This is a genomic window from Acidovorax sp. (assembly GCF_034519795.1).
Taxonomy (GTDB): domain Bacteria; phylum Pseudomonadota; class Gammaproteobacteria; order Burkholderiales; family Burkholderiaceae_C; genus Acidovorax.
Genome location: NZ_JAXHOB010000032.1, coordinates 245,219 through 270,632, shown reverse-complemented (window position 1 = coordinate 270,632; position 25,414 = coordinate 245,219). Strand labels below are relative to the sequence as shown.

19 protein-coding genes and 2 pseudogenes are annotated in these 25,414 nt (G+C 69.0%); 12 read left to right on the top strand and 9 right to left on the bottom strand.

All coding sequences use genetic code 11. The features are described from left to right. Positions 1 to 2: 2 nt before the first annotated feature. From U5N23_RS33215 to U5N23_RS32755, 5 genes and pseudogenes are all read right to left on the bottom strand, one after another. The gene (locus U5N23_RS33215) at positions 3 to 575 is read right to left on the bottom strand and encodes an FAD-binding protein (RefSeq protein WP_416208711.1); all 573 of its coding nucleotides are present in this window, start codon (positions 573 to 575) and stop codon (positions 3 to 5) included. Then, positions 536 to 1,601 (bottom strand): annotated as a pseudogene (locus tag U5N23_RS32775) (FAD-dependent oxidoreductase). Before U5N23_RS32775 ends, U5N23_RS33215 begins: the two are co-directional and overlap by 40 nt. Positions 1,602 to 1,672: 71 nt before the next feature. Then, entirely contained in the window at positions 1,673 to 2,533 is an 861-nt protein-coding gene (locus U5N23_RS32770) for a ScpA family protein (RefSeq protein WP_322596834.1), read from the bottom strand. A 75-nt stretch (positions 2,534 to 2,608) separates the two neighbouring features. Continuing rightward, positions 2,609 to 2,815: a DUF3460 family protein gene (locus tag U5N23_RS32765; RefSeq protein ID WP_007861239.1), complete on the bottom strand. Its 207-nt coding sequence runs from the start codon at positions 2,813 to 2,815 to the stop codon at positions 2,609 to 2,611. A 632-nt stretch (positions 2,816 to 3,447) separates the two neighbouring features. After that, positions 3,448 to 5,085 (bottom strand): annotated as a pseudogene (locus U5N23_RS32755) (SulP family inorganic anion transporter); the annotation flags it as partial. 190 nt (positions 5,086 to 5,275) lie between these two features. Here U5N23_RS32755 and U5N23_RS32750 point away from each other — a divergent pair. Continuing rightward, entirely contained in the window at positions 5,276 to 5,914 is a 639-nt protein-coding gene (locus tag U5N23_RS32750) for a YitT family protein (protein WP_322596833.1), read from the top strand. A gap of 3 nt (positions 5,915 to 5,917) precedes the next feature. Here U5N23_RS32750 and U5N23_RS32745 read toward each other — a convergent pair whose 3' ends face one another. Further along, entirely contained in the window at positions 5,918 to 6,694 is a 777-nt protein-coding gene (locus U5N23_RS32745; protein ID WP_322596832.1) for a MipA/OmpV family protein, read from the bottom strand. Positions 6,695 to 6,926: 232 nt separating this feature from the next. On the opposite strand from U5N23_RS32745, the gene U5N23_RS32740 reads away from it, so the two are divergent. The 3 genes from U5N23_RS32740 to U5N23_RS32730 are packed head-to-tail and all read left to right on the top strand — an operon-like array spanning position 6,927 to position 9,706. After that, positions 6,927 to 7,586, top strand: a complete 660-nt coding sequence (locus U5N23_RS32740) for a response regulator (protein ID WP_322596831.1) — start codon at positions 6,927 to 6,929, stop codon at positions 7,584 to 7,586. Next, the gene (locus U5N23_RS32735) at positions 7,583 to 9,004 is read left to right on the top strand and encodes a HAMP domain-containing sensor histidine kinase (protein WP_322596830.1); all 1,422 of its coding nucleotides are present in this window, start codon (positions 7,583 to 7,585) and stop codon (positions 9,002 to 9,004) included. The genes U5N23_RS32740 and U5N23_RS32735 overlap by 4 nt, the downstream gene beginning before the upstream one ends. Before the next feature lie 60 nt (positions 9,005 to 9,064). Continuing rightward, positions 9,065 to 9,706, top strand: a complete 642-nt coding sequence (locus U5N23_RS32730; protein WP_322596829.1) for a DUF2306 domain-containing protein — start codon at positions 9,065 to 9,067, stop codon at positions 9,704 to 9,706. A gap of 3 nt (positions 9,707 to 9,709) precedes the next feature. Here the strand turns inward: U5N23_RS32730 and metG are convergent, their stop codons facing one another. Then, entirely contained in the window at positions 9,710 to 11,791 is a 2,082-nt protein-coding gene (gene metG, locus U5N23_RS32725) for a methionine--tRNA ligase (RefSeq protein ID WP_322596828.1), read from the bottom strand. Positions 11,792 to 11,951: 160 nt separating this feature from the next. Here metG and U5N23_RS32720 point away from each other — a divergent pair, with 160 nt between their 5' ends. Continuing rightward, positions 11,952 to 13,040 (top strand): SMP-30/gluconolactonase/LRE family protein, encoded by a 1,089-nt coding sequence (locus tag U5N23_RS32720; protein ID WP_322596891.1) that lies wholly within the window; start codon positions 11,952 to 11,954, stop codon positions 13,038 to 13,040. Positions 13,041 to 13,052: 12 nt separating this feature from the next. On the opposite strand, the gene U5N23_RS32715 is transcribed toward U5N23_RS32720, so the two are convergent. Next, a complete protein-coding gene (locus U5N23_RS32715) occupies positions 13,053 to 14,303 on the bottom strand; it encodes a patatin-like phospholipase family protein (RefSeq protein WP_322596827.1) in 1,251 nt (416 codons plus the stop codon). A gap of 93 nt (positions 14,304 to 14,396) precedes the next feature. Further along, on the bottom strand, positions 14,397 to 14,972 hold the full coding sequence (locus U5N23_RS32710) for a restriction endonuclease (protein ID WP_416208710.1): 576 nt from the start codon (positions 14,970 to 14,972) through the stop codon (positions 14,397 to 14,399). A gap of 141 nt (positions 14,973 to 15,113) precedes the next feature. On the opposite strand from U5N23_RS32710, the gene apbC reads away from it, so the two are divergent. The 7 genes from apbC (at position 15,114) to U5N23_RS32675 (ending at position 25,412) form a co-directional block, all read left to right on the top strand. Then, a complete protein-coding gene (apbC, locus tag U5N23_RS32705) occupies positions 15,114 to 16,205 on the top strand; it encodes an iron-sulfur cluster carrier protein ApbC (RefSeq protein ID WP_322596826.1) in 1,092 nt (363 codons plus the stop codon). A 27-nt stretch (positions 16,206 to 16,232) separates the two neighbouring features. Then, entirely contained in the window at positions 16,233 to 17,177 is a 945-nt protein-coding gene (locus U5N23_RS32700; protein WP_322596825.1) for a LysR family transcriptional regulator, read from the top strand. Positions 17,178 to 17,336: 159 nt separating this feature from the next. Continuing rightward, on the top strand, positions 17,337 to 19,232 hold the full coding sequence (locus U5N23_RS32695) for an NAD(P)H-dependent oxidoreductase subunit E (RefSeq protein ID WP_322596824.1): 1,896 nt from the start codon (positions 17,337 to 17,339) through the stop codon (positions 19,230 to 19,232). Beyond that, complete coding sequence (gene fdhF / locus U5N23_RS32690; RefSeq protein WP_322596823.1) at positions 19,229 to 22,084, top strand: formate dehydrogenase subunit alpha; 2,856 nt, start codon at positions 19,229 to 19,231, stop codon at positions 22,082 to 22,084. Before U5N23_RS32695 ends, fdhF begins: the two co-directional genes overlap by 4 nt. A 65-nt stretch (positions 22,085 to 22,149) precedes the next feature. Continuing rightward, positions 22,150 to 22,704 carry a DUF3305 domain-containing protein gene (locus tag U5N23_RS32685; protein ID WP_322596822.1) on the top strand — a complete coding sequence of 185 codons (555 nt, stop codon included), beginning with the start codon at positions 22,150 to 22,152 and terminating at the stop codon, positions 22,702 to 22,704. Then, positions 22,697 to 23,383, top strand: coding sequence for a DUF3306 domain-containing protein (locus U5N23_RS32680; RefSeq protein WP_322596821.1), 687 nt, complete (start codon positions 22,697 to 22,699; stop codon positions 23,381 to 23,383). Before U5N23_RS32685 ends, U5N23_RS32680 begins: the two co-directional genes overlap by 8 nt. Further along, positions 23,343 to 25,412 carry a 4Fe-4S binding protein gene (locus U5N23_RS32675; RefSeq protein WP_322596820.1) on the top strand — a complete coding sequence of 690 codons (2,070 nt, stop codon included), beginning with the start codon at positions 23,343 to 23,345 and terminating at the stop codon, positions 25,410 to 25,412. The genes U5N23_RS32680 and U5N23_RS32675 overlap by 41 nt, the downstream gene beginning before the upstream one ends. The last annotated feature ends 2 nt before the right edge of the window (positions 25,413 to 25,414 follow it).

Below are 25,414 nucleotides of genomic sequence, written 5' to 3'. Positions count from 1 at the left end.
TGTCAGGCCACTGGGGGCACAAGGATGGTGGGGGCGGCGGGCGCAGCCACTTCGGGGTAGTCGCGGCTGAAATGCAGGCCCCGGCTCTCGCGGCGCAGTTGGGCGCTTTTCACGATCAGGTCGGCCACCTGCACCAGGTTGCGCAGCTCCAGCAGGTCGCGCGTGACGTGGAAGTGGGCGTAGAACTCCTGGATCTCGCCCTGCAGCAGCGCGATGCGGTGGGCGGCGCGCTCCAGCCGCTTGTTGGTGCGCACGATGCCCACGTAGTCCCACATGAAGCGGCGCAGCTCGTCCCAGTTGTGCGAGATGACCACGCATTCGTCGGCATCGGTCACGCGGCTGTCGTCCCACGCGGGCACGGTCGGGCAGATCGGCTGGTCAGGCGCTGCGGCGATGGCCTGCGCGGCGGCGCGGGCGAACACCATGCATTCCAGCAGCGAGTTGCTGGCCAGCCGGTTGGCGCCGTGCAGGCCGGTGCAGGCCACCTCGCCCACGGCGAACAGGCCCGGCAGGTCGGTGCGGCCGGCCAGATCGGTCAGCACGCCGCCGCAGGTGTAGTGGGCGGCGGGCACCACGGGGATGGGCTCCTTGGTGATGTCGATGCCCAGCTCGATGCGCAGTGCGCCAGGATGTTGGGGAAGTGCTCTTGCAGAAACGCGGGGCTCTGGTGCGAGATGTCCAGGTAAACGCAGTCCACGCCGTGCTTCTTCATTTCAAAGTCGATGGCGCGGGCCACCACGTCGCGCGGGGCCAGTTCTTCGCGCGGGTCGTGCTGCGGCATGAAGCGCGTGCCGCCGGCCGAGGCAGGCAGCTTGAGTAGGCCACCCTCGCCGCGCACGGCCTCGCTGATGAGGAAGGACTTTTCGTGCGGGTGGTACAGGCAGGTGGGGTGGAACTGGATGAACTCCATGTTCGCCACGCGGCAGCCCGCGCGCCAGGCGGCGGCAATGCCGTCGCCCGTGGCGGTGTCGGGGTTGGTGGTGTACAGGTACACCTTGCCTGCGCCGCCTGTGGCCAGGATGGTGTGCGGCGCGCGGAAGGTCACGACCTCGTCGGTGTCGCTTCGTCCAGCGCGTACAGGCCCAGGCACCGGTTGCCAGCCCATGGCACCCAGCTTGCGTGCCGTGATCAGGTCCACCAGCGTGTGCTGCTCGAACAGCGTGATGCCCGGCGTGGCGCGCACCACGTCGATCAGCGTGCGCTGCACGGCGGCACCGGTGGCGTCGGTGGCATGCACGATGCGCCGCGCACTGTGCCCGCCCTCGCGCGTGAGGTGCAGGGCGCCGTCTTCCAGCGAAAACGGCACACCCAACTGCTGCAGCCAGGCAATGGACGTCGGGCGCGTTCTCCACCACAAAGCGGGTGGTGGCCAGGTCGCACAGGCCGGCGCCGGCCACCAGCGTGTCTTCCATGTGCGCGGCAAAGCTGTCCTCGTCGGCCAGCACGGCGGCAATACCGCCCTGAGCCCAGGCGCTGGCACCATCGTGCAGCTGGCGCTTGGTGACCACCGCCACGCGGTGCGTGGGCGCCAGGTGCAGCGCGGCCGAAAGCCCGGCGAGGCCGCTGCCTACGATGAGAACGTCGAAGTCGTGAGATGCCATGGCTTGCAGGAATGGGTGAGGTGAGGGGCCACGGCCGCCCGCCAGGGCGGTGAATCAGGCGGCGGTCGGCGTTAGGCGGGCGTGTAGGCCAGGCGCACGTAGATGGGGGCAAACGCCTCGGCCTGGGTGATCTCGATCAGCGTCTCTTTGGCCAGCTCCAGCAGCGCGATGAAGGTCACCACCAGCACGGTGCTGCCGTGTTCGGGCTCGAAAAGCTCTTCGAACTCCACAAAGCGGCGGCCCTGCAGCGTCTTGAGCACCATGCTCATGTACTCGCGCACCGAGAGTTCCTCGCGCGTGATCTTGTGGTGCTGCACCAGCTTGGCGCGTTTCATGATGTCGCGCCAGGCCTCCTGCAGCTCCACCACGTGCACGTCGGGAAAGCGCGGCTGCAGGCTTTGCTCGATATAGACCTGGGCCTTGAGGAAGTCGCGCCCGTACTGCGGCAGCTGCGACAGGCGCATGCCGGCCATCTTCATCTGCTCGTATTCGAGCAGGCGGCGCACCAGCTCGGCCCGGGGGTCGACGGGCTCCTCGCCCTCGGCCTGCTTCTTGGGCGGCAGCAGCATGCGCGACTTGATCTCGATCAGCATCGCCGCCATCAGCAGGTACTCGGCCGCCAGCTCCAGGTTGCGGCTGCGGATCTCGTCCACATACGCCAGGTACTGCTTGGTCACCCCCACCATGGGGATGTCCAGGATGTTGAAGTTCTGCTTGCGGATCAGGTACAGCAGCAAATCCAGCGGCCCTTCGAAGGCTTCGAGGAAGACTTCGAGTGCATCCGGCGGGATGTACAGGTCGGTCGGCATGGCGAACAGCGGTTCGCCATACAGCCGCGCCAGCGCCACCTGGTCGACCACCACGGGCATGCCGCCCGCGTCCAGCGCTTGCGCGCCGGCGATCGGCGTGTCGGCTGCGCTCGCGGTGCTCATCAATTGCTATGAAATAGAGAGCTTCAAACGCTTGTTGGAAAAGCGATGGAAGCCGTTTTCATGCGAGCAACTCGCTCAGTCCGCGTTGGTCTGGTAGACGTAGGGCTTTTGCTCGACCTGGCCTTCGCGGTACTCGCCCCAGATCTTGCGGTCCACCTGCTTGTCCCACAGCAGGGCGCGGCCTGCCACCTGCTGGGCGTCCAGCTCGGGCCGGCTCGCCTTGAGCTGGTTGATGAACTGCGTGGTGTCGGACTGGTAATCGGGGCGGCGGAAAATGGACATGGACTGTGTAATCTCTTTCTTGTTCGCGTCAGGCACACCACCATCCTTGATTTTACCGGGATGACCCTATGCCCCCGATTTTTCGTGCCGCCCTGCGCAGCCGCCACCGCCCTCGCACTGCTGGCGCTCGCCGCCGGTTGCGACCCCCAGCGCATCAGCGAACTGCAGCCCGGCGTGTCCACCGAGGCGGACGTGCGCGACCGCTTCGGCGTGCCCGAGAACACCTGGAACGAGGCCGACGGCAGCCGCACCTTCGAGTACAACCGCCAGCCGGCCGGCCAGGTCAACTACATGATCGCCATCGGGGCCGACGGCAAGCTGATCGCCGTGCACCAGGTGCTCACGCCCGAGAACTTCGCCCGGGTGCAGCCCGGCATGGGCATGGACGCCGTGCGCCGCCTGCTGGGCAAGGCCGCCAAGGTGTCGCCGTACCCGCTCAAGGACGAGATCCACGTGCAGTGGCGCTTTGCCAACGCGCGCAACGAGCCGCAGGTGTTCACCGTGGTCCAGGGGCCGGGCGCGAAGGTGCTGCGCACCGAGACCGGGCGCCGACCTGGATGCGCCCGGAGTTCAAGGGCGGCAAGTAACGGCGCCCCCTTACATCGTTCCCAGTCGCTCCACCGTGCACCGCCCTGTGCGGCCAGGCGGTCGGCAAAGCCCGAGCGCTCCATCAGCGAGCGCGGCTGCTCGTGCAGGTGCACGATCTGCAGGTGGCCGCCGCGTTGCGCCACCGCCTTGAGCACCTGGCCGAGCGCATCGAGGCCGGTGGTGTCGAGCGCCACGAGCTCGCTCGCGTCCAGCACTACGTCCATGCCGGCGGGGCCGGCCTCCACCGCCTGCACGATGGGGTCGACCTTGGCGGCCGCGCCGAAGAACAGTGCGCCGTGCAGGCGCCAGGTCTGGGTGGCCCGCCCCGGCGTTGCCGTGGCAGGCGGCTGCAGCTCGGCCCTGAACAGCCCGCTCATGCGCCGCACGAACAGCGCGCAGGCCATGAACAGGCCCACCTCCACCGCCACCGTGAGGTCGAACACCACGGTGAGGAAGAAGGTGCCCAGCATCAGCAGCCGGTAGTGGTTGCTGAAGTGGCGCAGGCGCACAAACTCGTGCCACTCGCCCATGTTCCAGGCCACGAACAGCAGGATGCCCGCCAGCACGGCCAGTGGAATGTGCAGCGCCAGGGGGGCCGCCGCAAGCACGATGACCGCCAGCGTGGCCGCATGCACGATACCGGCGATGGGCGAGGTGGCACCCGAGCGGATGTTGGTCACCGTGCGGGCGATGGTGCCCGTGGCCGGCATGCCGCCGAAGAAGGGCACGACCAGGTTGGCCAGGCCCTGGGCCATGAGTTCCTGGTTGGGGTCGTGCTTGCGGTGGTGGGGGTCGGTGGCCAACTGGTCGGCCACCCGGGCGCACAGCAGCGATTCGATGGCGCCCAGCAGGGCGATGGTGAGCGTGGGTGTGACCAAGAGGCGCACCGTCTCCCACGAGAAGTCGGGCAGCACGAAGGCCGGCAGGCCCTGCGGAATGCCGCCAAAGCGCGAGCCGATGGTCTCCACCGGGAATTCCAGGCCCCAGGCCAGCAGACTCAGCGTGACCAGGGCCACTACCGGCGCGGGCACGCGCGCGAAGCTGCGCACGCGGTAGCCGTCCATGAGTTTGATCACCGGCGAGCCGCTCATGAACAGGCGCGGCCAGACGAACAGCCCCACCAGGCAGACGGCGCCCAGACCGAAGGCATAGGGGTTGAAGCTGCCGATGTGCTGCGCCACCGTGCCCATCTGCGAGAAGAAGTCGCCCGGCATGCGCGCGATGGACAGGCCCAGCCAGTCCTTGACCTGCGAGAGCGCGATCAGCACGGCGATGCCGTTGGTGAAGCCGATGACGATGCTCACCGGCACGAAGCGCACCAGCGTGCCCAGGCGGAACAGGCCCAGCAGCACCAGCAGCACGCCAGCGCAGGCGGTGGAAATCAGCAGGTTGGCCACGCCATGGCGCTCGACGATGCCGTAGACGATGACGATGAAGGCCCCTGCCGGTCCGCCGATCTGCGCATTGGTGCCGCCCAGCGCCGAGATCAGGAAGCCGGCGATGATGGCCGTCCACAGCCCCGCCCCCGGTGGCAGGCCGCTGGCAATCGCAAAGGCCATGGCCAGGGGCAGGGCCACGATGCCCACGGTGATGCCCGCACCCACGTCGGCCAGGCAGCGGCTGCGGTTGTAGCCGCGCAGGGCATCGATCAGCCGCGGGTGGAAGGCGAAGGACAGCTGCATGGGAGGTGGTTTCCAGTGTATTCCCCGGGCCGGTGGGTACAACCACCGGTCGCCGGCCCGAACGGGTGCCGGGTGGCCCGAGAATGCAAGCATATCCCTTGCTGGAGCTTGCGCCCCCCTTCTGGCGCAGTGCTTGCTTGTGCAAATGCACCCCCACGGTGGATTGCCGCTGTATCCTGACGAACCGACCATGCCTGACACCCCCTCCGCGCCCATCGAAACCGACACCCCCCCGTCGCTGCGCCACGGCACCTACGAGGACGCCCAGGCCATCTTCGCCGGTACGCTGTTCGTGGCCATGGCGCTCATGCTGTTCAACCAGGCCGGCCTGCTGGTGGGCGGCACGGCGGGCATCGCCTTCCTGGCGCACTACGTCACCGGCGTGTCGTTCGGCAAGCTGTTCTTCCTCGTGAACCTGCCGTTCTACTGGTTCGCCTGGACGCGCATGGGGCGCGAGTTCACCCTCAAGACCTTTGTCTCGGTGGCGCTGCTGTCGGGGCTGACCGAACTCTTCCCCCATGTGATGCATGTGGACTACCTCAACCCCCTGTTCGCCTCGCTGCTCGGTGGCCTGCTGCTGGGCACGGGCTGCCTGTTCCTGGCGCGGCACCGCTCCAGCCTGGGCGGTGCCACCGTGCTGTCGCTGTACATGCAGGACCGCTATGGCATCCGTGCCGGCAAGGTGCAGATGGGCATCGACTGCGCCGTGGTGCTGCTGGCACTGTTCATCGTGCCCGTCGATCGGGTGGCCTACTCGGTGCTGGCGGTGCTGGTGATGAGCGGTTTTTTGTGGATCAGCCACCGGCCAGGCCGCTACGTCGGGCACTGACGATCAGAACCGATACAGGTAGCCCGCCACCACCGCCGGCTGGCTGGACTTGTCGACCAATGGGCTGTTCCTGATGGCGCTGCCCAGGCGCGTGCTGCTCAGGTCCACGAACACCCACTGGCGCGGCGCCAGGGTGTAGCCCACGCGCACGCCGGCCTGCAGGTTCATGGCCGAGCTGCCTTCATAGGCTGGGCGGCCCAGTCGGGCCTCGGTACCCTCGACGCCATAGTAGTAGTCCACATATTTGCGGTCCTGCTGCTGCACCTGCACGCGCGGCGTGACGTCCCAGGCACCCAGCTGGAAGCGGCGCTCGGCCTTGAGCGTGAACTGGCGGCCCTTGCTGTGGCCCGAGGCATCGGCGAGCAGCTCGGCCGACAACTGCACCGGCCCGGTGTCCCAGGTCGCTGCCGCGCCCAGCCACAGGCTGCTCTTGCGTTCGCGCATGCCGGCGAGCCAGGGCGAATCCTCGGCCTCGTAGCCATCGAAACCGAAGCGCGAGCGCAGCCGCAGGCCCACCGGGCCCAGCGAGGGCAGCTTGAAGTCCACGCCCGGGCCGGCAATCTGGATCCAGCGGTTTTCATAGGTGAGCAGCGGCAGCGGCTGCAGCTTGTCGTCGAAGTCGCGATAGGGCTTGCGGTCGGCGCTGACGGCCAGGCCCAGACCCCAGGAGGAGGCGGCGCCTGCCTCCTGGGCCTGGATGCTGGCGGGCGCCAGCAGGGGCAGCGTGGTGGCCAGTGCCGCCAGGGGACGGAGGAGGGAATGCGGGAGGCGAAGCGTCATGGTCTCAATTTCCACAAGAAGAAGGGATTCGGGGCAGGGCGGACCTGCGTGGACAGGGGACCGCCGCAGTGGTAGCTTAGAGCGGCGGGCCGGTGGACTGTAGGAAAGCATTCTTAGCCCGCTGTTAGCCCTGTGCGCCCATGGTCTGGCAGCCAGGGCAGGCACTGCTCATGGCCGGCTAAGAATTGCGCACTACGCTGTGCCTGTCCCCCTGTTTCGAAGGAGAACCCCGTTGCGCGCATTGCTGGTGGAAGACGACGACATGATCGGGCGCGGCCTCACGCATGCCCTCAAGGGCGCGGGCTGGTCGGTGGACTGGGTGCGCAATGGCGAACTGGCCCACAGCGCCCTGGCCGATGGTGACTACAGCTGCGTTCTGCTGGACCTGGGTCTGCCCGGGCTGGACGGCACCGAGGTGCTGCGCCGCGCGCGGGCGCGCGGCGACCTCACGCCGGTGCTGGTGCTCACGGCGCGCGACGGGGTCGAGGACCGCGTGCTCGGGCTCGATACCGGGGCCGATGACTACCTGCTCAAGCCCTTCGAGATGACCGAGTTGCTGGCGCGCATGCGCGCCGTGGTGCGCAGGCGCAGTGGGGCCGCCCAGTCCCTGCTGGGCAACGGCGCCGTGCAGCTGGACCTGGCAACGCGCGAGGTGCTGCAGCACGGCGTGCGCGGTGCCCTCACGGCCCGCGAGTTCGCGCTCTTGCATGCGCTGCTGGAGCGGCCCGGGGCCATCCTGTCGCGCGAGCAGCTCGAGAACCGCATCTACGGCTGGGGCGAGGAGGTCAGCAGCAATGCCGTGGACGTGCTCATCCACGGCATGCGCCGCAAGCTCGGGCCCGATGCCATCCGCAACGTGCGCGGCCTGGGCTGGCGGGTGGCAGCCCCATGACGGGCGCGGTGCCTGAGGTGGGCGCGCGCTGGTACCGCCCCCGGTCGCTGCGCGGGCAGATCGTGCTGTGGCTGGCGCCCTGGATCCTGGCGGGTGCCGTGGTGGCGGGCGGGGCCTTCTGGGCCAGCTACAGCGCGCTGATCCACACCTTCATGCAGTACCAGATGGAGATACTGGCGCGCTCGCATCTGGCCGGCGGGCCGGCGCGGGCGGGCCCCGCTGAGCTTGCGGTCGAGCCGCTGCCCCTGCTCAGCCGTACCAACATCGTGGAATGGGGCGCCTTCGTCGTGCAGGTCTGGTCCGCCGACGGGCGCCTGCTCGCCACTTCCGGCCCCGACACCGGCGTGCCCCTGCAGGCCGCGCCCGGCCACCAGCGTGTGCGCACCAGCGACGCCTGGGCACCGGGCTGGCGCGTCTACACCACCCCCGCGGCCGGGCCGCACCCGCACCGTGTGCAGGTGCTGCAAAGCGAGCAGTTCCTGCAGGAAGAAGTGGCCGTGCGCACCCTGTACGCCATCGTGCCCCTGGCCCTGCTGGTGCCCGCAGTGCTGTTCACGCTGTGGCGGGTGGTGGGGCGCGCGTCGCGCTCGCTGCGCGCCGTGGCCGGCGAGGTGGCGCAGCGCAACGACCGCAGCCTGGGCGCCATCCCCATGGGCCGCGTGCCCGAGGAGATCGTGCCGCTGGTCGGCTCGTTCAATGCCCTGCTCGCGCGCCTGGACGAGGCCTTTGCCGCCCAGCGCCGCTTCGTGCAGGACGCCGCGCACGAGCTGCGCACCCCCATGGCCGCCATGGCGCTGCAGATGGAGAACCTGCGGCCCCTGCTGCCCCCGGGCGAGGCGCAGCAGCAGTTTGCCCAGCTCGATGCCGGCATGCGCCGGGGCCGGCATTTGATCGGCCAGTTGCTGCGGCTCTCGCGCCAGGAGGCCCCGGCGTCCACGGGTCTGGCTGCCGAGCCGGTGGACATCACGGCCCTGCTGCGCGAGAGCGTGGGTCAGCTCATGCCGCTGGCGGACCAGCGGCGCATCGAGGTGGGTTTCAGCGGTGCCTGCGCCGTGCATGTCGACGCCGTGGCCAGCGACCTGCGCAGCGTGTTCGACAACCTGCTGGACAACGCGCTGCGCTACACCCCCGAGGGCGGCAGCGTCGAGGTGCGCCTGCACCCGCTGGCCAGCGGCCCGGTGGTGGACATCGTCGACACCGGGCCCGGCATTGCGCCCGCGCTGCGGGAGCGGGTATTCGACCGCTTCTTTCGCGTGCCCGGCGCCGCCGCTGACGGCAGTGGCCTGGGCCTGGCCATCACCCGGGCCGCGGCGCTGCGCCATGGGCTGCGGGTGGAGCTGCGCACACGCGACGACGGGGGGGACGGCCTGGTGGCGCGGGTGCACCTGCTTGCTCATTCAGCGGTAAACCAGGGCTAATCCCCGCCTGAGTCGCGCTTTCTAGAGTGGATGGACTCCCATTCTCTCAAGGTAACTGCGATGAAAACACGCCTCTTTTCCTCCCCCGCCCTGGCCTGGTCCTGGGGCCTGCTGGCGCTCTCGGCGCTGGCCATTGGCCTCTTTTCGCTGCGCTATGCGCTGCCCGGCATGCCCCTGCCGTCGGACCTGCCCAGCCTCGCTCTGTCGCCCCGGCCCTTCGTCGTGCATGCGGTCAGCGCCTCGCTGGCACTGGTGCTCGGGCCGCTGCAGTTCGTGCCGGCCTGGGGTGCGCGGTTTCCGGCCCTGCACCGCTGGGTGGGGCGCGCCTATGTGCTGTCGGTCGCCGTCGCCTGGCTGTCGTCGCTGCCGCTGGCCGTGAACGCCATGACGGGTGCGGTGGCCGCCGCCGGCTTCTTTGCACTGGGCCTGGCGTGGATCGTGGCGACCGGCATGGGCCTGGCGCGCGCGCTGCAGCGGCGCTTCGCCGAGCACCGGCGCTGGATGCTGCGCAGCTTTGCGCTCACGGCGGCCGCCATCACGCTGCGCATCTACCTGGGCGCCAGCATGGCCGCCGACATCGACGAAGCGGTGTCCTACCCCTTCATCGCCTGGCTGTGCTGGGTGCCCAATATGCTCGTGGCCGAGTGGTACCTGCTCCGGGGAGGCCAGCCGCAGCGCCCGCAGGCGCTGCAGTTCCAGTAGAGCTCAGCGCACCCGCATGCCGGGCGTTGCGCCGGGCCAGGGGTTGAGCACGTAGATGCCGGGGTTGGCCTTCTCATCGCCATGGCTGGCGGCCAGCACCATGCCCTCGGACACGCCGAACTTCATTTTGCGCGGTGCCAGGTTGGCCACCATCACCGTGTGCTTGCCGATCAGCTCGGCCGGCTGGTAGGCGCTGGCGATGCCGCTGAACACGTTGCGCGTGCGGCCCTCGCCCACGTCCAGCGTCAGGCGCAGCAGCTTGGTCGAGCCTTCCACGGGTTCGCAGTTCACGATCAGCGCGATGCGCAGGTCGATCTTGGTGAAGTCGTCGATGCCGATGGTCGGCGCCAGCTCCTCGCCGCCGGGGGCTGCCACTTCGGGCGCCGCCTCCACGGGCTGGGCCGGGGCTTCGAACAGCGCGTCGAGCTGTTCGGGGGCCACGCGCTGCATCAGGTGCTGGTAGGGGGCTATGGCCTGCACGTCGCCGGCCACGGCCCAGCGCTGCATGTCGCTGCCGACAAAGCCTTCCACCGCGCGGGCCAGGCCCGGCAGCACGGGGGCCAGGTAGCGCGTGAGCACGGCAAAGGTGTTGATCAGCACCGAGCACACCTGGTGCAGGGCTTCGTTGTTGGCCGCGTCCTTGGCCAGGTCCCAGGGCTTGTTCTGGTCCACGTAGGCGTTGACCTTGTCGGCCAGCAGCATGATCTCGCGCGTCGCCTTGCCGAACTCGCGCGCCTCGTACAGCTGCGCCAGGCCGTCGCCGGCGCTGCGCACTTCGGCCAGCAGGGCCGCGCCATCGGCGCTGAACTGCGTGGTGAGCTTGCCGTCGAAGCGCTTGGTCAGAAAACCCGCTGCACGGCTGGCGATGTTGACGAACTTGCCGATCAGGTCGCTGTTCACGCGCGCCATGAAGTCGTCGGCGTTGAAGTCGATGTCCTCGTTGCGGTTGGACAACTTGGCCGCCAGGTAGTAGCGCAGCCACTCGGGGTTCATGCCCAGGCCCAGGTACTTGAGCGGATCGAGCCCGGTGCCGCGGCTCTTGCTCATCTTCTCGCCATTGTTCACCGTGAGGAAGCCGTGCACGAACACGTTGTCGGGCGTCTTGCGGCCGGAAAAGTGCAGCATGGCAGGCCAGAACAGCGTGTGGAAGGTGACGATGTCCTTGCCGATAAAGTGGTACTGCTCCAGGGCCGGGTCGGCCATGTAGGCGTCGTAGCTCTCGCCGCGCTTTTCCAGCAGGTTCTTGAGCGAAGCCAGGTAGCCCACGGGCGCGTCGAGCCAGACGTAGAAGTACTTGCCCGGTGCGTCGGGGATTTCGATGCCGAAGTAGGGCGCGTCGCGCGAGATGTCCCAGTCGCCCAGGCCTTCGCTGGTCGTGCCGTCCGGGTTGGTGCGCACGGTGAACCATTCCTTGATCTTGTTGGCCACCTCGGGCTGGAGCTTGCCGTCCTGGGTCCAGCGTTCGAGGAACTCCACGCAGCGCGGGTCCGAAAGCTTGAAGAAGAAGTGCTCCGAGCTCTTGAGCTCGGGCTTGACGCCCGACAGGGCCGAGAACGGGTTGATCAGGTCGGTGGGCGCGTAGACCGAGCCGCAGACCTCGCAGTTGTCGCCGTACTGGTCCTTGGCGTGGCACTTGGGGCACTCGCCCTTGATGAAGCGGTCGGGCAGGAACATGTTCTTCTCGGGGTCGAAGAACTGCTCGATGGTGCGGGTCTCGATCAGCGAGCCGTCGGCGCGGTCGCGCAGGTCGCGGTAGATCTGGCGCGCCAGCTCGTGGTTTTCCGGGCCGTCGGTGCTGTGCCAGTTGTCGAAGCTGATGTGAAAGCCGTCCAGGTACTGCTTGCGGCCGGCGGCGATGTCGGCCACGAACTGCTGGGGCGTCTTGCCGGCCTTTTCGGCCGCGATCATGATGGGCGCGCCGTGCGTGTCGTCGGCACCGACGAAGTTGACCGCGTTGCCCTGCATGCGCTGGAACCGCACCCAGATGTCGGCCTGGATGTATTCCATGATGTGGCCGATGTGGAAATTGCCATTGGCGTAGGGCAGGGCGGTGGTGACGAAGAGTTTGCGTGCGGAGGACGGCATGGGACGGACTTTCTCAGGCGGAACCCGCGATTTTAGGCGCTCGGGACCCCCGTGGGCCCGGCAGGGGCAGATGCCACAATGCCTGCCTCAAGAACAACAGGGGGACACCGTGGCAAAAACGTGGCTAGGCAGACTGGGGTGGGGTCTGGGAGGCGCCGTGCTGGCGGGAGCCGCCTACCTGGCCTGGTGGCCGGTGCCGATAGCACCCGTGGCCTGGAGCGCGCCCACCGCCCCTGGCTACCAGGGCGTGCATGCGCCCAACCAGCGCCTGGCCGGGCTGCGGATGATCGACCTGAAAGGCGAGATAGGGCCCGAGCACATCGCGCTGGGCAAGGACGGCAGGCTTTACACCACGGTGCTCAGCGGCAATATCCTGCGCATGAACCCGGATGGGACGGACCAGCAGGTCTTCGCCAACACCGGCGGGCGCGTGCTGGGCTTCGATTTCGACGCCGCGGGCAACCTGGTCGCGGCCGATGCGGTCAAGGGCCTGCTCTCCATCGCCCCCGATGGCACGATCCGCCTGCTCACCGACCAGGTGGCCCCCGGCGACCCCATCCGCTACGCCGATGGCGTGGTGGTGGCCCGAAGCGGCAAGATGTACCTGAGCGACGCCTCCACCCGCTTTGCCCCCAAGGACTGGGGCGGTACCTTCGAGGCCAGCGTGCTCGACATCCTGGAACAGGCCAGCACCGGCCGCGTGCTCGAATACGACCCCGCCACGCGCGCAACGCGGGTGGTGGCGCGGGGCATCAGCTTTGCCAACGGCGTGGCGCTGAGCCAGGACGAGAGGAGCCTGTTCGTCGCCGAGACCGGCAAGTACCGGGTGTGGAAGATCGCGGTGGACGCGAACGACCTGGACATCCGCAACTCATCGCAGGGTCCGCGGGCCCGGGTGCTGCTCGACAACCTGCCCGGCTACCCCGACAACCTGGTGCGTGGGCAGGACGGTCGGATCTGGCTGGGCTTTGCCAAGCCGCGCGGCGCCGCCATCGACAACATGGCCGGCAAGCCCTGGCTGCGCCGCCTCACGCTGCGCCTGCCGCGCGCGCTGTGGCCGATTCCGAAACCATACGGCCATGTGATCGCGTTCAACGACGAGGGAAAGGTCGTGGCCGACCTGCAGGACCCAGCGGGCGCCTACCCCGAGACCACGGCCATCACCGAGACGGCGGATCGGCTGTATGTGCAGAGCCTGCACGCGCACGGCCTGGGCTGGCTGCCCAAGGAAGCGCTCAAGGCGCCGTAGCCGGCCGCATCCTCAGCTGTGCATGAGGGTCTGGACTTCGGCGCCAGTGTCCGTCCAGCCGAAGAACTTGCACACCTCGGCGCGCATGGCCAGGGTGTCCTCGCGCCCCAGGGCCATCAGCTCGCGTGTATAGCCCGACTCGAACAGCAGGTAGCTGGCCAGGGCCGCGCCGCGCACGTCGGCCATGTTGGAGGTGACGCCCAGGGCGCCGAGCATGGCCCGCACGGGCGTGGGCAGGTTGCCCACGTGGCGGGCGGCCACGGCGTCCAGCCGCTGCGAGGGGGCGATCACCAAGAGCTCGATGGGGCGCAGCGCGCTCTTGGCGCGCACCTCGGGCGGGATCAGCGAGAGCGTCTGGTTCACGCGCTGCACGCGCTCCACGTCGACCGAGAGCGCATCGAGGAAGATGTTGGACAGCGCATGCCCGGCGATCTGCGCCAGCGAGGGGTAGGTCGGCGTGGGGTTGGCCGAAACGTCGCCCTTGGGCTCGTGCATCCGGCCCGCGCCCACCACCAGGATGCGTTCGGCCCCCAGGTGGATGGCCGGTGCGATCGGGGCCGACTGGCGCATGGAGCCGTCGCCGAAGAACTCCATGTGGTCCCCCATGCTGATGGCCTTGGCCGGGAACACGAAGGGGATCGCCGACGAGGCCAGCAGGTGCTCGTGCGTGATGCGGTCGCGCGCCGCCTTGCGCTGCGAGCGCACCCAGGGTTGCAGGGGCGCCTCGGTCTCGAAGAAGGTCACGTGCTCGCCCGAGCTGTAGCTCGACGCCGTGACAGCCAGGGCCTTGAGGTGGCCCTTTTTTAAAAGGCGCGGCAGGCGCACCAGCGGCACCATCTTGACCAGTAGTTTTTCGAGCGGCGCGTTGTCCAGCAGCGAGCGCGGGCGCATGCGCCGCCAGCGCGCCAGGGCCCAGCCCAGCGACAGCAGCGAGAGCCAGCGCGCGCCGCTGCGCAGCACGCTCAGCGAGTCGGCCCGGTACACCTGGTGCGCATGGAAGTCGCGCCAGACGCGCGCAATGCGGCGCACGGCCCGGTCGAAGTTGTCGGCACCGCAGGCCAGCGCCGCCGCATTGATCGCCCCGGCCGAGGTGCCGGTGATGATGGGAAAGGGGTTGGGTTCGTCGCCCGCGCCACAGGCCAGGCGCAGGTCGGCAATGGCTTCGAGCACGCCCACCTGGTAGGCCGCCCGGGCGCCGCCGCCCGTCAGCAGAAGGCCCGTGGTGGGAGGGGCTGGCGGGGCGAGGCTGTCGGTTGGGTGCATCGGCGCGTGCGTGGGGGCTGTATCGTCAGTGCCAAGTGTGCTGCCTTGCAGGCAGCCCGCCACATGGGGAAACCCGCATGGCGATCGGGCGGGTCAGGCCTTTGCCAACAGCAGGGCGGCGACGCCCGGGCCCTGCAGCACGGTGATGCCGTTGTCGCGCGCGAAGAGGCGGGCGTTGTCGGAGAGCTGGCCCTGGGTCATCACGTAGATGCCTGCCGGGGCGCCCTCGGCCTGCATGGCCGCCTGCAGTTCGCGCATCGGCTCCACGCCATGGGTGGCGGCCTTCCAGCGCTTGGCGCTGACCAGGGTGGCCTGGCCGCCCTTGGCCACGCGCAGGTCCACGGGGCCGGACTTGGGGCGCTCCACCGTGCAGCCATCGCGCACCCAGGCGGCCTCCAGCGCTTCGGAGAACTGGCGCCAGGGCATGGTGTTCACGGCGTCCAGCATTTCCCCGACCTTGGCCGGGCTCGGCGCCCGGAGCTGGCGCCAGGCCGCAATGCAGCCCACCACGAAGATGGGCAGCGTGCCCACGGCGCCGACGTAGGCGTACTCGCGCGGCAGCAGCGCGCCGGCGCCCAGGGCGATCACCCCCACCACCAGGAAGCTGACCCACCAGGGCGAGCGCAGCAGCACGGCAAACAGGGATTTCTCGGCCATCTTGAATTTCACGGGGGTCCTTCGGGGGCAGTGGGAATACGGTGGAAAGGTGGGTCGGGCGATGCGCATTGTCCTGCAAGTCCCGGGGGGCTCGGTCCCTTGGATAGACTCGGAACCCGAACAGGTCCCCCGCGTCCCACAGGAGTTAATTGCATGGCAGTCACCGAACAAGGCCTTCTGGCCGCACTTTCCAGCGTACAAGACCCGCATACGGGCAAGGACTATGTCAGCACGCGGGCGTTGCGCAACGTGCAGATCAGCGGCGGCGACGTGGCCTTCGACGTGGAGCTGGGCTACCCGGCCAAGAGCCTGGTGCCCGAGCTGCGCCGCAGCCTGGTGGCCGCGGCCAAGGGCGTGGCCGGGGTGGACAACGTCTCGGTCAACATCACCTCCAAGGTGGTGGCCCATGCCGTGCAGCGCGGCGTGCAGCTGCTGCCCCAGGTGAAGAACATCATTGCCGTGGCTTCGGGCAAGGGCGGCGTGGGCAAGAGCACCACGGCCGCCAACCTGGCCCTGGCCCTGGCGGCCGAGGGCGCCAGCGTCGGTGTGCTCGATGCCGACATCTACGGCCCCAGCCAGCCGATGATGCTGGGCATCAGCCGCCGCCCCGAGAGCGACGACGGCAAGACCATGGAGCCGCTGGAGAACTACGGCGTGCAGGTCATGTCCATCGGTTTCCTGATCGACCAGGACGAGGCCATGATCTGGCGCGGCCCCATGGCCACCCAGGCGCTGGAGCAACTGCTGCGCCAGACCAACTGGAAGGACCTCGACTACCTCATCATCGACATGCCGCCCGGCACCGGCGACATCCAGCTCACGCTGTCGCAGCGCGTGCCCATGACGGGCGCGGTGATCGTCACCACGCCGCAGGACATCGCCCTGCTCGACGCCAAGAAGGGCATCAAGATGTTCGAGAAGGTGGGCGTGCCCATCCTGGGCATCGTCGAGAACATGGCCGTGCACGTGTGCAGCAACTGCGGCCATGTGGAGCACATCTTCGGCGCCGACGGCGGCAAGAAGATGGCGGCCGACTACGGCATGGACTACCTGGGCGCGCTGCCGCTGGACATGCAGATCCGCCTGCAGGCCGACAGCGGCAAGCCCACCGTGGTGGCCGACCCCGATGGTGACGTGGCGCAGATCTACAAGAAGGTGGCGCGCACCGTGGCCGTGAAGATCGCCCAGCAGTCCAAGGACTTCTCGTCCAAGTTCCCGACCATCGCGGTCAGCAAGGACACGTAACCGGGTGGCACCGCTGCCTGCCTGGCCATGAACCTTCTGGCATCCCTGCGCTACCTGGTGGCGCTGCACGAGCACCGGCATTTCGGGCGCGCTGCGCAGGCCTGCCACATCACGCAGCCGGCCCTGTCAAACGCCCTGCGTGCTCTGGAGAAGGAGTTTGGCGTGGTGGTGGTGCGCCGCGGCCGCAGCTTCGAAGGCTTCACCCCCGAAGGCGAGAGGGTGCTGGCCTCCGCCCAGCGCATGCTGCACGAGCACACGGTGCTGCAGCAGGAGCTGAGCAGCGAAGCCGCGCACCCGCGGGGCACGCTGCGCCTGGGTGCCGTGCCCACCGCCATGCCCATCCTGGCGCGCTTTGCCGCCCTGTTGCAGGCGCGCCACCCGGGCATCGTGCCGGTGGCACTGTCGATGAGCTCGCAGGCGCTCGAAGCCGGGCTGGAGAGCATTTCGCTGGACCTTGCGTTGGGCTACACCGAACGCATGCCGGCGCTTGGCGGGGCCCTGCGCTCCTGGCCGCAGTACGTGGAGCACTACTTTTTGCTGCGGCGTGCAGGCCAACCCCAGGGCCGTGGGCTGCAGATCGGTCCGCCCATTTCCTGGCTGGATGCGGCACGCTCCCCGCTGTGCCTGCTGACCCCCGCCATGCACAACCGCAGCCTGGTGGATGCGGCCTTTCGCAGTGCCGGGGCTTCGGTTCAGCCCGCGATGGAAACCGACTCTGTCCTCACGCTGGCGCTGAGCGTGGTGGCGGGTGAACTGTGCAGCGTCTTGCCGGGCGCCTTGGTGGATGCCGTGCGGGGCCATGAAGGGCTGGAGGCATTGCCCTTGACCGGCCCGGTGCTCACCACCCCCATCGGTTTCATGTCGCACCGCCAGGTGCAGCCCACGCGCGCCCTCGACGCGGCGCTGGCACTGGCCCAGGACGCGGGCTGGCTGCGCCATGCGGCACAGCACAGCGGCTTGCTGGTCCACTGAGTTTTTTGCAGTGCTGCGTTCGGCGGCAAAGGTCTTCATTTGTTTTTGTGATCGCTCCATGTGCGTAAGCAATTTGACGGGCTGTCCCGGGCTGCTGGACACTGAGGGCCATGGGGGCTCTGTGCGGGCTCCTGCATACCTATTCCACGATTGCGGTCCATGAACCTTGCCCCCGAAGCGCCCACCGTGGCAGCTGTGTCCGTCAGCGACATGCGCGAGCGCATCCGCCGCAAGAGCCGCCTCAAGGGCCGCCAGCCCGAGGATGGGGCGATGGCCGATGTGGCCCGGTTGCTGGGCGAGCGCCCTGCCGAGGGCTTTCGCCGCGACTGGCTCATCGAGTACCTGCACTGCCTGAACGACCACTTTGGCGCTCTCCACGACCGGCACCTGGTGGCGCTTGCTCGGCAGATGAATGTGCCCATGGCCGAGGTCTACGAGGTAGCCAGCTTCTACCACCACTTCGAGGTCGTGCGCGCGGATGCCCAGGTGCCGCGCCTGGTGCTGCGGGTGTGCGACAGCCTCGCCTGCAGCATGGCCGGTGCGCGTGAGTTGCTGGCACAACTGCCAGAGCGCCTGCGCGCGGCTGGCCAGGGCGATGTGCAGGTGCAGGCCGTGCCCTGCGTGGGCCGCTGCGAGCAGGCTCCCGTGGCGGTGGTGCACCAGTGCCCGGTGCCGCAGGCCACGGTGGAGCAGGTGCTTGGCGTGCTGCAGGCCAAGCCCAGCCGGGCGCTGGCGCAGCACCCGGCACCCGCAGCGGCGGCCCCTTTCGAGCTGTCTGCGTGGGCGCAGCGCAGCCTGCCCGATGGCGCGCGCGAAACCAGCCCCGCCTGGACGGACCTTGCCACCTACCGCGCACACGGCGGCTACCAGTTGGCCGCTGCGGTGGTCCAGGGGGAAATGAACGCCGAGGCAGTGCTGGGCGCGATGGAGGACTCCGGCCTGCGGGGCCTGGGCGGCGCGGGGTTTGCGGCCGGCCGCAAATGGCGCATCGTGCGAGAGCAGCCCGCCCCACGGGTGATGGCGGTGAACATCGACGAGGGAGAACCCGGGACCTTCAAGGACCGCACCTACCTGGAGCGCGACCCGCACCGCTTCCTGGAGGGCGTGCTGATCGCCGCGCAGGTGGTGGGCACGGAGGCCGTCTACATCTATCTGCGCGATGAATACCATGGCTGCCGTGCCCTGCTGCAGTCCGAGCTGGCCAAGCTGCAGGCCGACCCCCCTTGCCCCCTGCCGCACATCGAACTGCGCCGCGGTGCGGGGGCCTACATCTGCGGCGAGGAGTCGGCGATGATCGAGAGCATCGAGGGCAAGCGCGGCGAGCCCCGCATGCGCCCGCCCTACATCGCCCAGGTCGGCCTGTTTGGCCGGCCCACGCTGGAACACAATTTCGAGACGCTGTACTGGGTGCGCGATGTGCTGGAAAAGGGGCCGCAGTGGTTCTCCGGCTTCGGCCGCCACGGGCGCAAGGGCTTGCGCAGCTTCAGCGTCAGTGGCCGGGTGCGGCAGCCGGGCGTCAAGCTGGCACCTGCAGGCATCACGGTGCAGGAGCTGATCGACGAATACTGTGGCGGCATGGCCGAGGGCCACGAACTCTATGCCTACCTTCCGGGTGGCGCCTCGGGCGGCATCCTGCCTGCCCGGCTGAACCAGATTCCCCTGGACTTCGACACGCTGCAGCCCTATGGCTGCTTCATCGGCTCTGCGGCCGTCATCGTGCTCGGCCAGCACGACCGGGCACGCGATGCGGCGCTGAACGTGATGCGTTTCTTTGAACATGAAAGCTGCGGCCAGTGCACGCCCTGCCGGGTCGGTACGGCCAAGGCGGCCCGGTTGATGCAGGCGCCGCAGTGGGACAGCGACACCCTGGACGACCTGGCGCAGGTGATGGCCGATGCCTCCATCTGCGGGCTGGGGCAGGCCGCCCCCAACCCGATCCGCTGTATCCACAAGTACTTTCCTCACGAGGTGGGTGAAGGGCCGTGGCCCGGCGATCTGCCCCCTCCACGCCGCAGCGCGATGGCGGAGCAACTGCCCCAGGGGCTGCAGCCATGAGCGCGGTGTTGTCGCCCGCCTGCGCCACGGCACCCGCCGCCATTGCCTTCGAGCTCGATGGCCAGCCCGTGCTGGCCCTGCCTGGCGAGAGCCTGCTGAAAGCGGCGCAGCGCCACGGGGTGGACATTCCCCACCTGTGCTTCCAGGATGGCCTGCGCCCCGACGGCAATTGCCGCGCCTGCGTGGTCGAGATCGAGGGCGAGCGCGCGCTGGCCCCCAGTTGCTGCCGCGCCCCCGCCCCTGGCATGAAGGTGCGGGCCACCAGTCCCCGCGCCGTCAAGTCGCAGCAGATGGTGGTGGAGATGCTGCTGTCGGACATGCCAGACAAAGGCTACCGGTGGAACGACGAAGGCCATCCTGGCCAGGCGCATGCCGGGCAGCACGGTGAGCTCAGCGCCTGGGCTGACCGCCTGGGTGTGGCGGTGCGTCCCGCGTTGAAGGCATTGCGTCGGGACCAGCCTGCGGCGGATCTGAGCCACCCGGCCATGGCCGTGAACCTCGATGCCTGCATCCAGTGCAACCGCTGCGTGCGGGCCTGCCGGGAGGAGCAGGTCAATGACGTGATCGGCTACGCGCTGCGCGGGGCCGACAGCAAGATCGTCTTCGACCTGGACGACCCCATGGCCGAGAGCACCTGCGTGGCCTGTGGCGAATGCGTGCAGGCCTGCCCCACCGGCGCGCTCAGCGCCAAGACCCACATCGGCCCGCAGGCGGTGGACCGCAAGGTGGACTCGGTCTGCCCCTTCTGCGGCGTGGGCTGCCTCATCACCTACAACGTCCGGGACGAGAAGATCGTCAGCGTCGATGGCCGCGACGGCCCTGCCAACCATGGCCGCCTGTGCGTCAAGGGGCGGTTCGGCTTCGACTATGCCCACCATCCCGAGCGGCTCACGGTACCGCTGGTGCGCAAGCCCGGGGTGCCCAAGGACTGGCAGGGCCAGGCGCGCCCTGCGGATTGGCGCGAGCTGTTCCGCGAGGCGACCTGGGAAGAGGCGCTGGAGCTGGCGGGTGGTGGCTTGCGCGCGTTGCGCGACCAGCACGGCCCCAAGGCGCTGGCGGGCTTCGGCTCGGCCAAGGGCAGCAATGAAGAGGCCTATCTCTTCCAGAAGCTGGTACGCACCGGCTTTGGCAGCAACAATGTGGACCACTGCACTCGCTTGTGCCATGCCTCCAGCGTCGCTGCGCTGCTCGAAGGCGTGGGCTCGGGCGCGGTGAGCAACCCGGTCAACGATGTGGAGCATGCCGAGCTGATCTTCGTGATCGGCTCCAACCCCACGGCGAACCACCCGGTGGCTGCCACCTGGATGAAGAATGCGGCCCGGCGCGGCGCCCGGATCGTGCTGGCCGACCCGCGCGTGACCGACATCGGCCGCCATGCCTGGCGCACGCTGCAGTTCAAGGCCGACACCGATGTGGCCATGCTCAACGCGCTGATCCACACCGTGATCGACGAAGGCCTGGTGGACGAGGCCTTCATCCGCGACCGGGCGCACAATTTCGAGGCGCTCAAGGCGAATGTGCTGGCCTGCAGCCCGGAGGCCATGGCCCCCATCTGCGGCATCCCCGCCGAAACCCTGCGCGAAGTGGCGCGGGCGTTCGCGCGCGCCAAGGCGTCGATGATCCTCTGGGGCATGGGCGTGAGCCAGCATGTGCATGGCACGGACAATGCCCGCTGCCTGATCGCGCTGTGCGCGGTCACGGGCCAGATCGGCAAGCCCGGATCGGGCTTGCACCCGCTGCGTGGCCAGAACAATGTGCAGGGCGCCAGCGATGCGGGGCTGATCCCCATGATGTTCCCCAATTACCAGCGCGTGGACAACGCCCAGGCGCACCGCTGGTTCGAGGACTTCTGGGGAACCCCGCTCGACGCCCAGCCGGGCTACACCGTGGTGGAGATCATGCACAAGGCCCTGGCCGAAGACAGCGATCCCCACAAGGTGCGGGGCATGTACATCATGGGCGAGAACCCCGCCATGAGCGACCCGGACCTGAACCACGCACGCCATGCCCTGGCGAGCCTGTCGCATCTGGTGGTGCAGGACATCTTCCTGACCGAGACGGCCTGGCTGGCCGATGTGGTGCTGCCAGCGAGCGCCTGGCCCGAGAAGACCGGCACGGCCAGCAACACCGACCGGATGGTGCAGATGGGGCGGCGCGCGCTGAACCCTCCTGGCGACGCCCGGTCCGACCTGTGGATCATCCAGCAACTGGCGCTGCGGGTGGGCCTGGCGTGGAACTACGAAGGCCCGGAGTCCGGCGTCGCCGCCGTCTACGAAGAAATGCGCCAGGCCATGCATGCCAGCATCAGTGGCATCACCTGGGAGCGGCTGGAGCGCGATTCCAGCGTGACCTACCCCTGCCTCGGCGCAGACGACCCGGGCCAGCCCATCGTGTTCACGGAGCGGTTTCCCACCGCCACCGGCCGGCTCGGGCTCGTTCCGGCCAGCATCATTCCTGCGGCGGAAAAGCCGGATGCCGACTATCCGCTGGTGCTGATCACCGGCCGCCAGCTGGAGCACTGGCACACCGGCAGCATGACACGGCGCAGCACGGTGCTGGATGCCATCGAGCCCATGGCCACCGCGTCCATGCACGGCGACGATCTGGCACGGCTGGGGGTGGAGCCTGGCGCGCTGGTCAGCATCCGTTCGCGCCGGGGGGGCGTGCAGGTGCGCTTGCGCCGTGACGACGGCACGCCCACCGGAACGGTGTTCATGCCCTTCGCCTACGTGGAGGCGGCGGCCAATCTGCTGACCCATGCGGCGCTGGACCCATTCGGGAAGATCCCGGAGTTCAAGTACTGCGCGGTGGCCGTCGAGCTGCTGGGAGAGGCATTGCAAAACCCAGGTTGAGGGCCTGCAGGGCTTTTGCCCGCAGCTGCCGGGCCACGGCCCACGACAGGGTACAGTCAGCTTCCATGACCGCCCGCCCCACCATCGAAGTCGCCGTCACCATGCGCCGCGAGCGCCTGGACAACCGCTGGCAGCCCTGGCGCTGGGTGCTGGACGACGTGGTGCCCGCAGAATCCGCCTTTGGCGATGCGCCGCGCCTGCTGCGCGAGGACGACAACCAGGCCCTGTGGCTATTCCCGGGCTTTTTGGTCGAATTGTTCAAGGACGACGGCGAGGGCTACCACCTGAACCTGTCCGCGCCCGCGCCCTGTTGGTTCGTGCTGTGGCGCATGGACGAGGAGGGCAGCGTGCCCGAGCCGCTGGCCCGCCCCGTGGCCGTGAGCCTGAGCTACCACGACGCCGGCCGCTGGCTCGATGCGCAGGAGACGGTCGAGCAGGTGCCCGCCCCGCCGGCCGTGCTGCAGGCGCTGCAGGCCTTCGTCGACGAGCATTACGCACCCGAGCCCAAGCGCCGCAGGCGGCCCGACAGCTTCCAGTCGCTGACCGACCGCTTCGGCAACCCGGCATCGGTCTCCACCGACAAACAGCGCGGTGGCCGGGGCGGTCCGCACCATGGCTGACGGTTTTCTCTCGCGCTGGTCGCGCCGCAAGCAGGAGGTGGCGGCGGGCAGGCCCGTGCAGGAGCCTGAGCCATCGCCTCCGCCCGAGGCCTTGCCGTCCGCCCCCGCCATGCCTGCGGCAGAGTCGCAGCCTGTGGCCGAGCCCGCCGCAGAGCCTCTGCCCCCCACCCTCGCCGATGCCCAGGCCCTGACGCCCGAGTCCGACTTCAAGCCCTTCATGGGCCGCAGCGTGGCTCCCGATGTGCGCAACACGGCCATGAAGAAGCTGTTTGCCGACCCGCATTTCAATGCCATGGATGGGCTGGACATCTACATCGACGATTACTCCAAGCCCGACCCGCTGCCCGAAGGCATGCTGCGCCAGATGGCGAGCGCCCATTTCATGGGCTTCTTCGACCACGAAAAGGACGCGGCCGGGGAGTCCGTGACGCAGCCCGCGCAGGCAATGGCCCCCGATGGCACTCAGCCTCGGGATGATGCGGAGACGCCGGCGCTGCCAGACGTGGCACAGTCCGAGGTATGCACCGCCATTCCTAGCTCGCCAGAACTGACCACAGCCGACCCCGCGGGGGGCGATGGGGCCAGGGTAGCCAGCCATACCGAACATGACCACGCTGATCTGCGACTGCAACCAGACAATGCCCCTCGACGCGAAGGCGTTGGGCGCGGCCCTGCATGAGGAACTGACCCTCCACTCCACGCTGTGCCGGCGCGAGGCCGGCGCCTTCCAGGGCGCCATCCGCACCGGCCAGGAAGTCGTGGTCGCCTGCACCCAGGAGCAGCGCCTGTTCGGTGAGCTCGGCACGCAAACCGAAGGCGCGGTCTCGCCGATCCGCTTCGTGAACATCCGCGAGACCGCAGGCTGGAGCCGCGATGCCCGCGATGCCGGCCCCAAGATCGCCGCGCTGCTGGCCGCTGCCCGCCTGCCCGAGCCACCACCGGTGGCCACCGTCAGCTACAAGAGCGCCGGGCGCCTGCTGGTCATCGGCCCGCTCGATGCCGCCGAGCAGGCTGCGGCCCTGGTGGCCGACGTGCTCGATGTGACCCTGTTCGCGCAGGGCCCGGGGCAGGCAGGTGGCGCGCAGGCGCGGCGTTTCCCCGTGCTTGGCGGGCGCCTCACCGGGCTCACCGGCTGGCTCGGGGCCTTCGATGTGCGGTGGTCCGCCGACAACCCCATCGACCTGGACCTGTGCACGCGCTGCAACGCCTGCATCGTGGCCTGCCCCGAAAACGCCATCGGCCTGGACTACCAGGTGGACCTGTCCGCCTGCGATGCCAACCGCGCCTGCGTGCGCGCCTGCCAGGTGGCGGGTGCCATCGACTTCGGCCGCGAGGCCAGCACGCAGCAGGAGCGCTTCGATCTGGTGCTGGACCTGCGCCCGGCCACGGCGGCTCCCACCTTCGCGCAGCATGCGCCGCCCCAGGGCTACTTCCGCTCCGACGGGCGCGACATGGCCGTGCTGCTCAAGCTGCGCGAAATGGTGGGCGAGTTCGACAAGCCCCGTTTCTTCGCCTACAAGCAAAAACTCTGCGCCCACAGCCGCAACGAGACCGTGGGCTGCAACGCCTGCATCGACATCTGCTCGGCCGAAGCCATTTCGAGCGACAAGTCCCGCCAGCAGATCAAGGTCAACCCCCATCTGTGCGTGGGCTGTGGTGCCTGCACCACGGTGTGCCCCACCGGGGCGCTGTCCTTTGCCTACCCGGGGGCCACGGAGCAGGGCGCGCGCTTCAAGGCCCTGCTGTCCGCCTACGCGGCGGCAGGCGGGCAGGGCGCCGTGCTGCTGCTGCACAGCCAGGAGCGCGGCCAGGCGCTCATCGAAGAACTGGGTCGCGCCGCTCAGTTGCGGCGCGCCCAGGGCGTGCCGGCACATGTGATACCGGTGCCGCTGTGGCACACCGCCAGCACCGGCGTGGACCTGTGGCTCAGCGCGCTGGCCTATGGCGCATCGCAGGTGGTGGTGCTGGCCACGCACGAGGAGGCGCCCCAGTACCTCTCGGGCCTGCAGGCGCAGATGGACGTGGCCCAGGCCATCCTGCACGGGCTGGGCTACACCGGCAGCCACCTGCGGCTGCTGCGCGCGGGCGATGTGGCGGCGCTCGATGCCGCCCTGCAGTCGCTGCGCAACACCCGCCAGGTGCTGCCGCCGGTGGTGGCGCGCCATGGCGTGGCCCAGGAAAAGCGCGCCACGCTGGAGATGGCGCTGGACCATTTCATCGCCCATGCGCCACTGCTGAAAGAGGGGCTGCCCGAGGCCATCGCGCTGCCGGTAGCCGGCGCGCCGCTCGGGTCCATCACGGTCGACAAGAACCGCTGCACGCTGTGCCTGAGCTGCGTGAGCGCCTGCCCGGCCGGCGCACTGCAGGACAATCCGCAACTGCCCCAGCTGCGCTTTCTGGAAAAGAACTGCGTGCAGTGCGGCCTGTGCGCCAGCACCTGTCCCGAGGACGCCATCGCCCTGCAGCCGCGCCTGCTGCTCACGCCCGAGCGCGCGCAGCTGCGCGTGCTCGCCGAGACCCAGCCTTGGGCCTGTGTGCGCTGCAGCAAGCCGTTCGGCACATTCAAGGCCATCGAGGCCATGCTGGAGCGGCTCGCAGGCCATGCCATGTTCCAGGGCGAGGCGCTGGAGCGCCTGAAGATGTGCGGCGACTGCCGCGTGATCGATCTCTATTCTTCCCAAAGCGAAGCGAAAGTGACGGACCTGTGAGC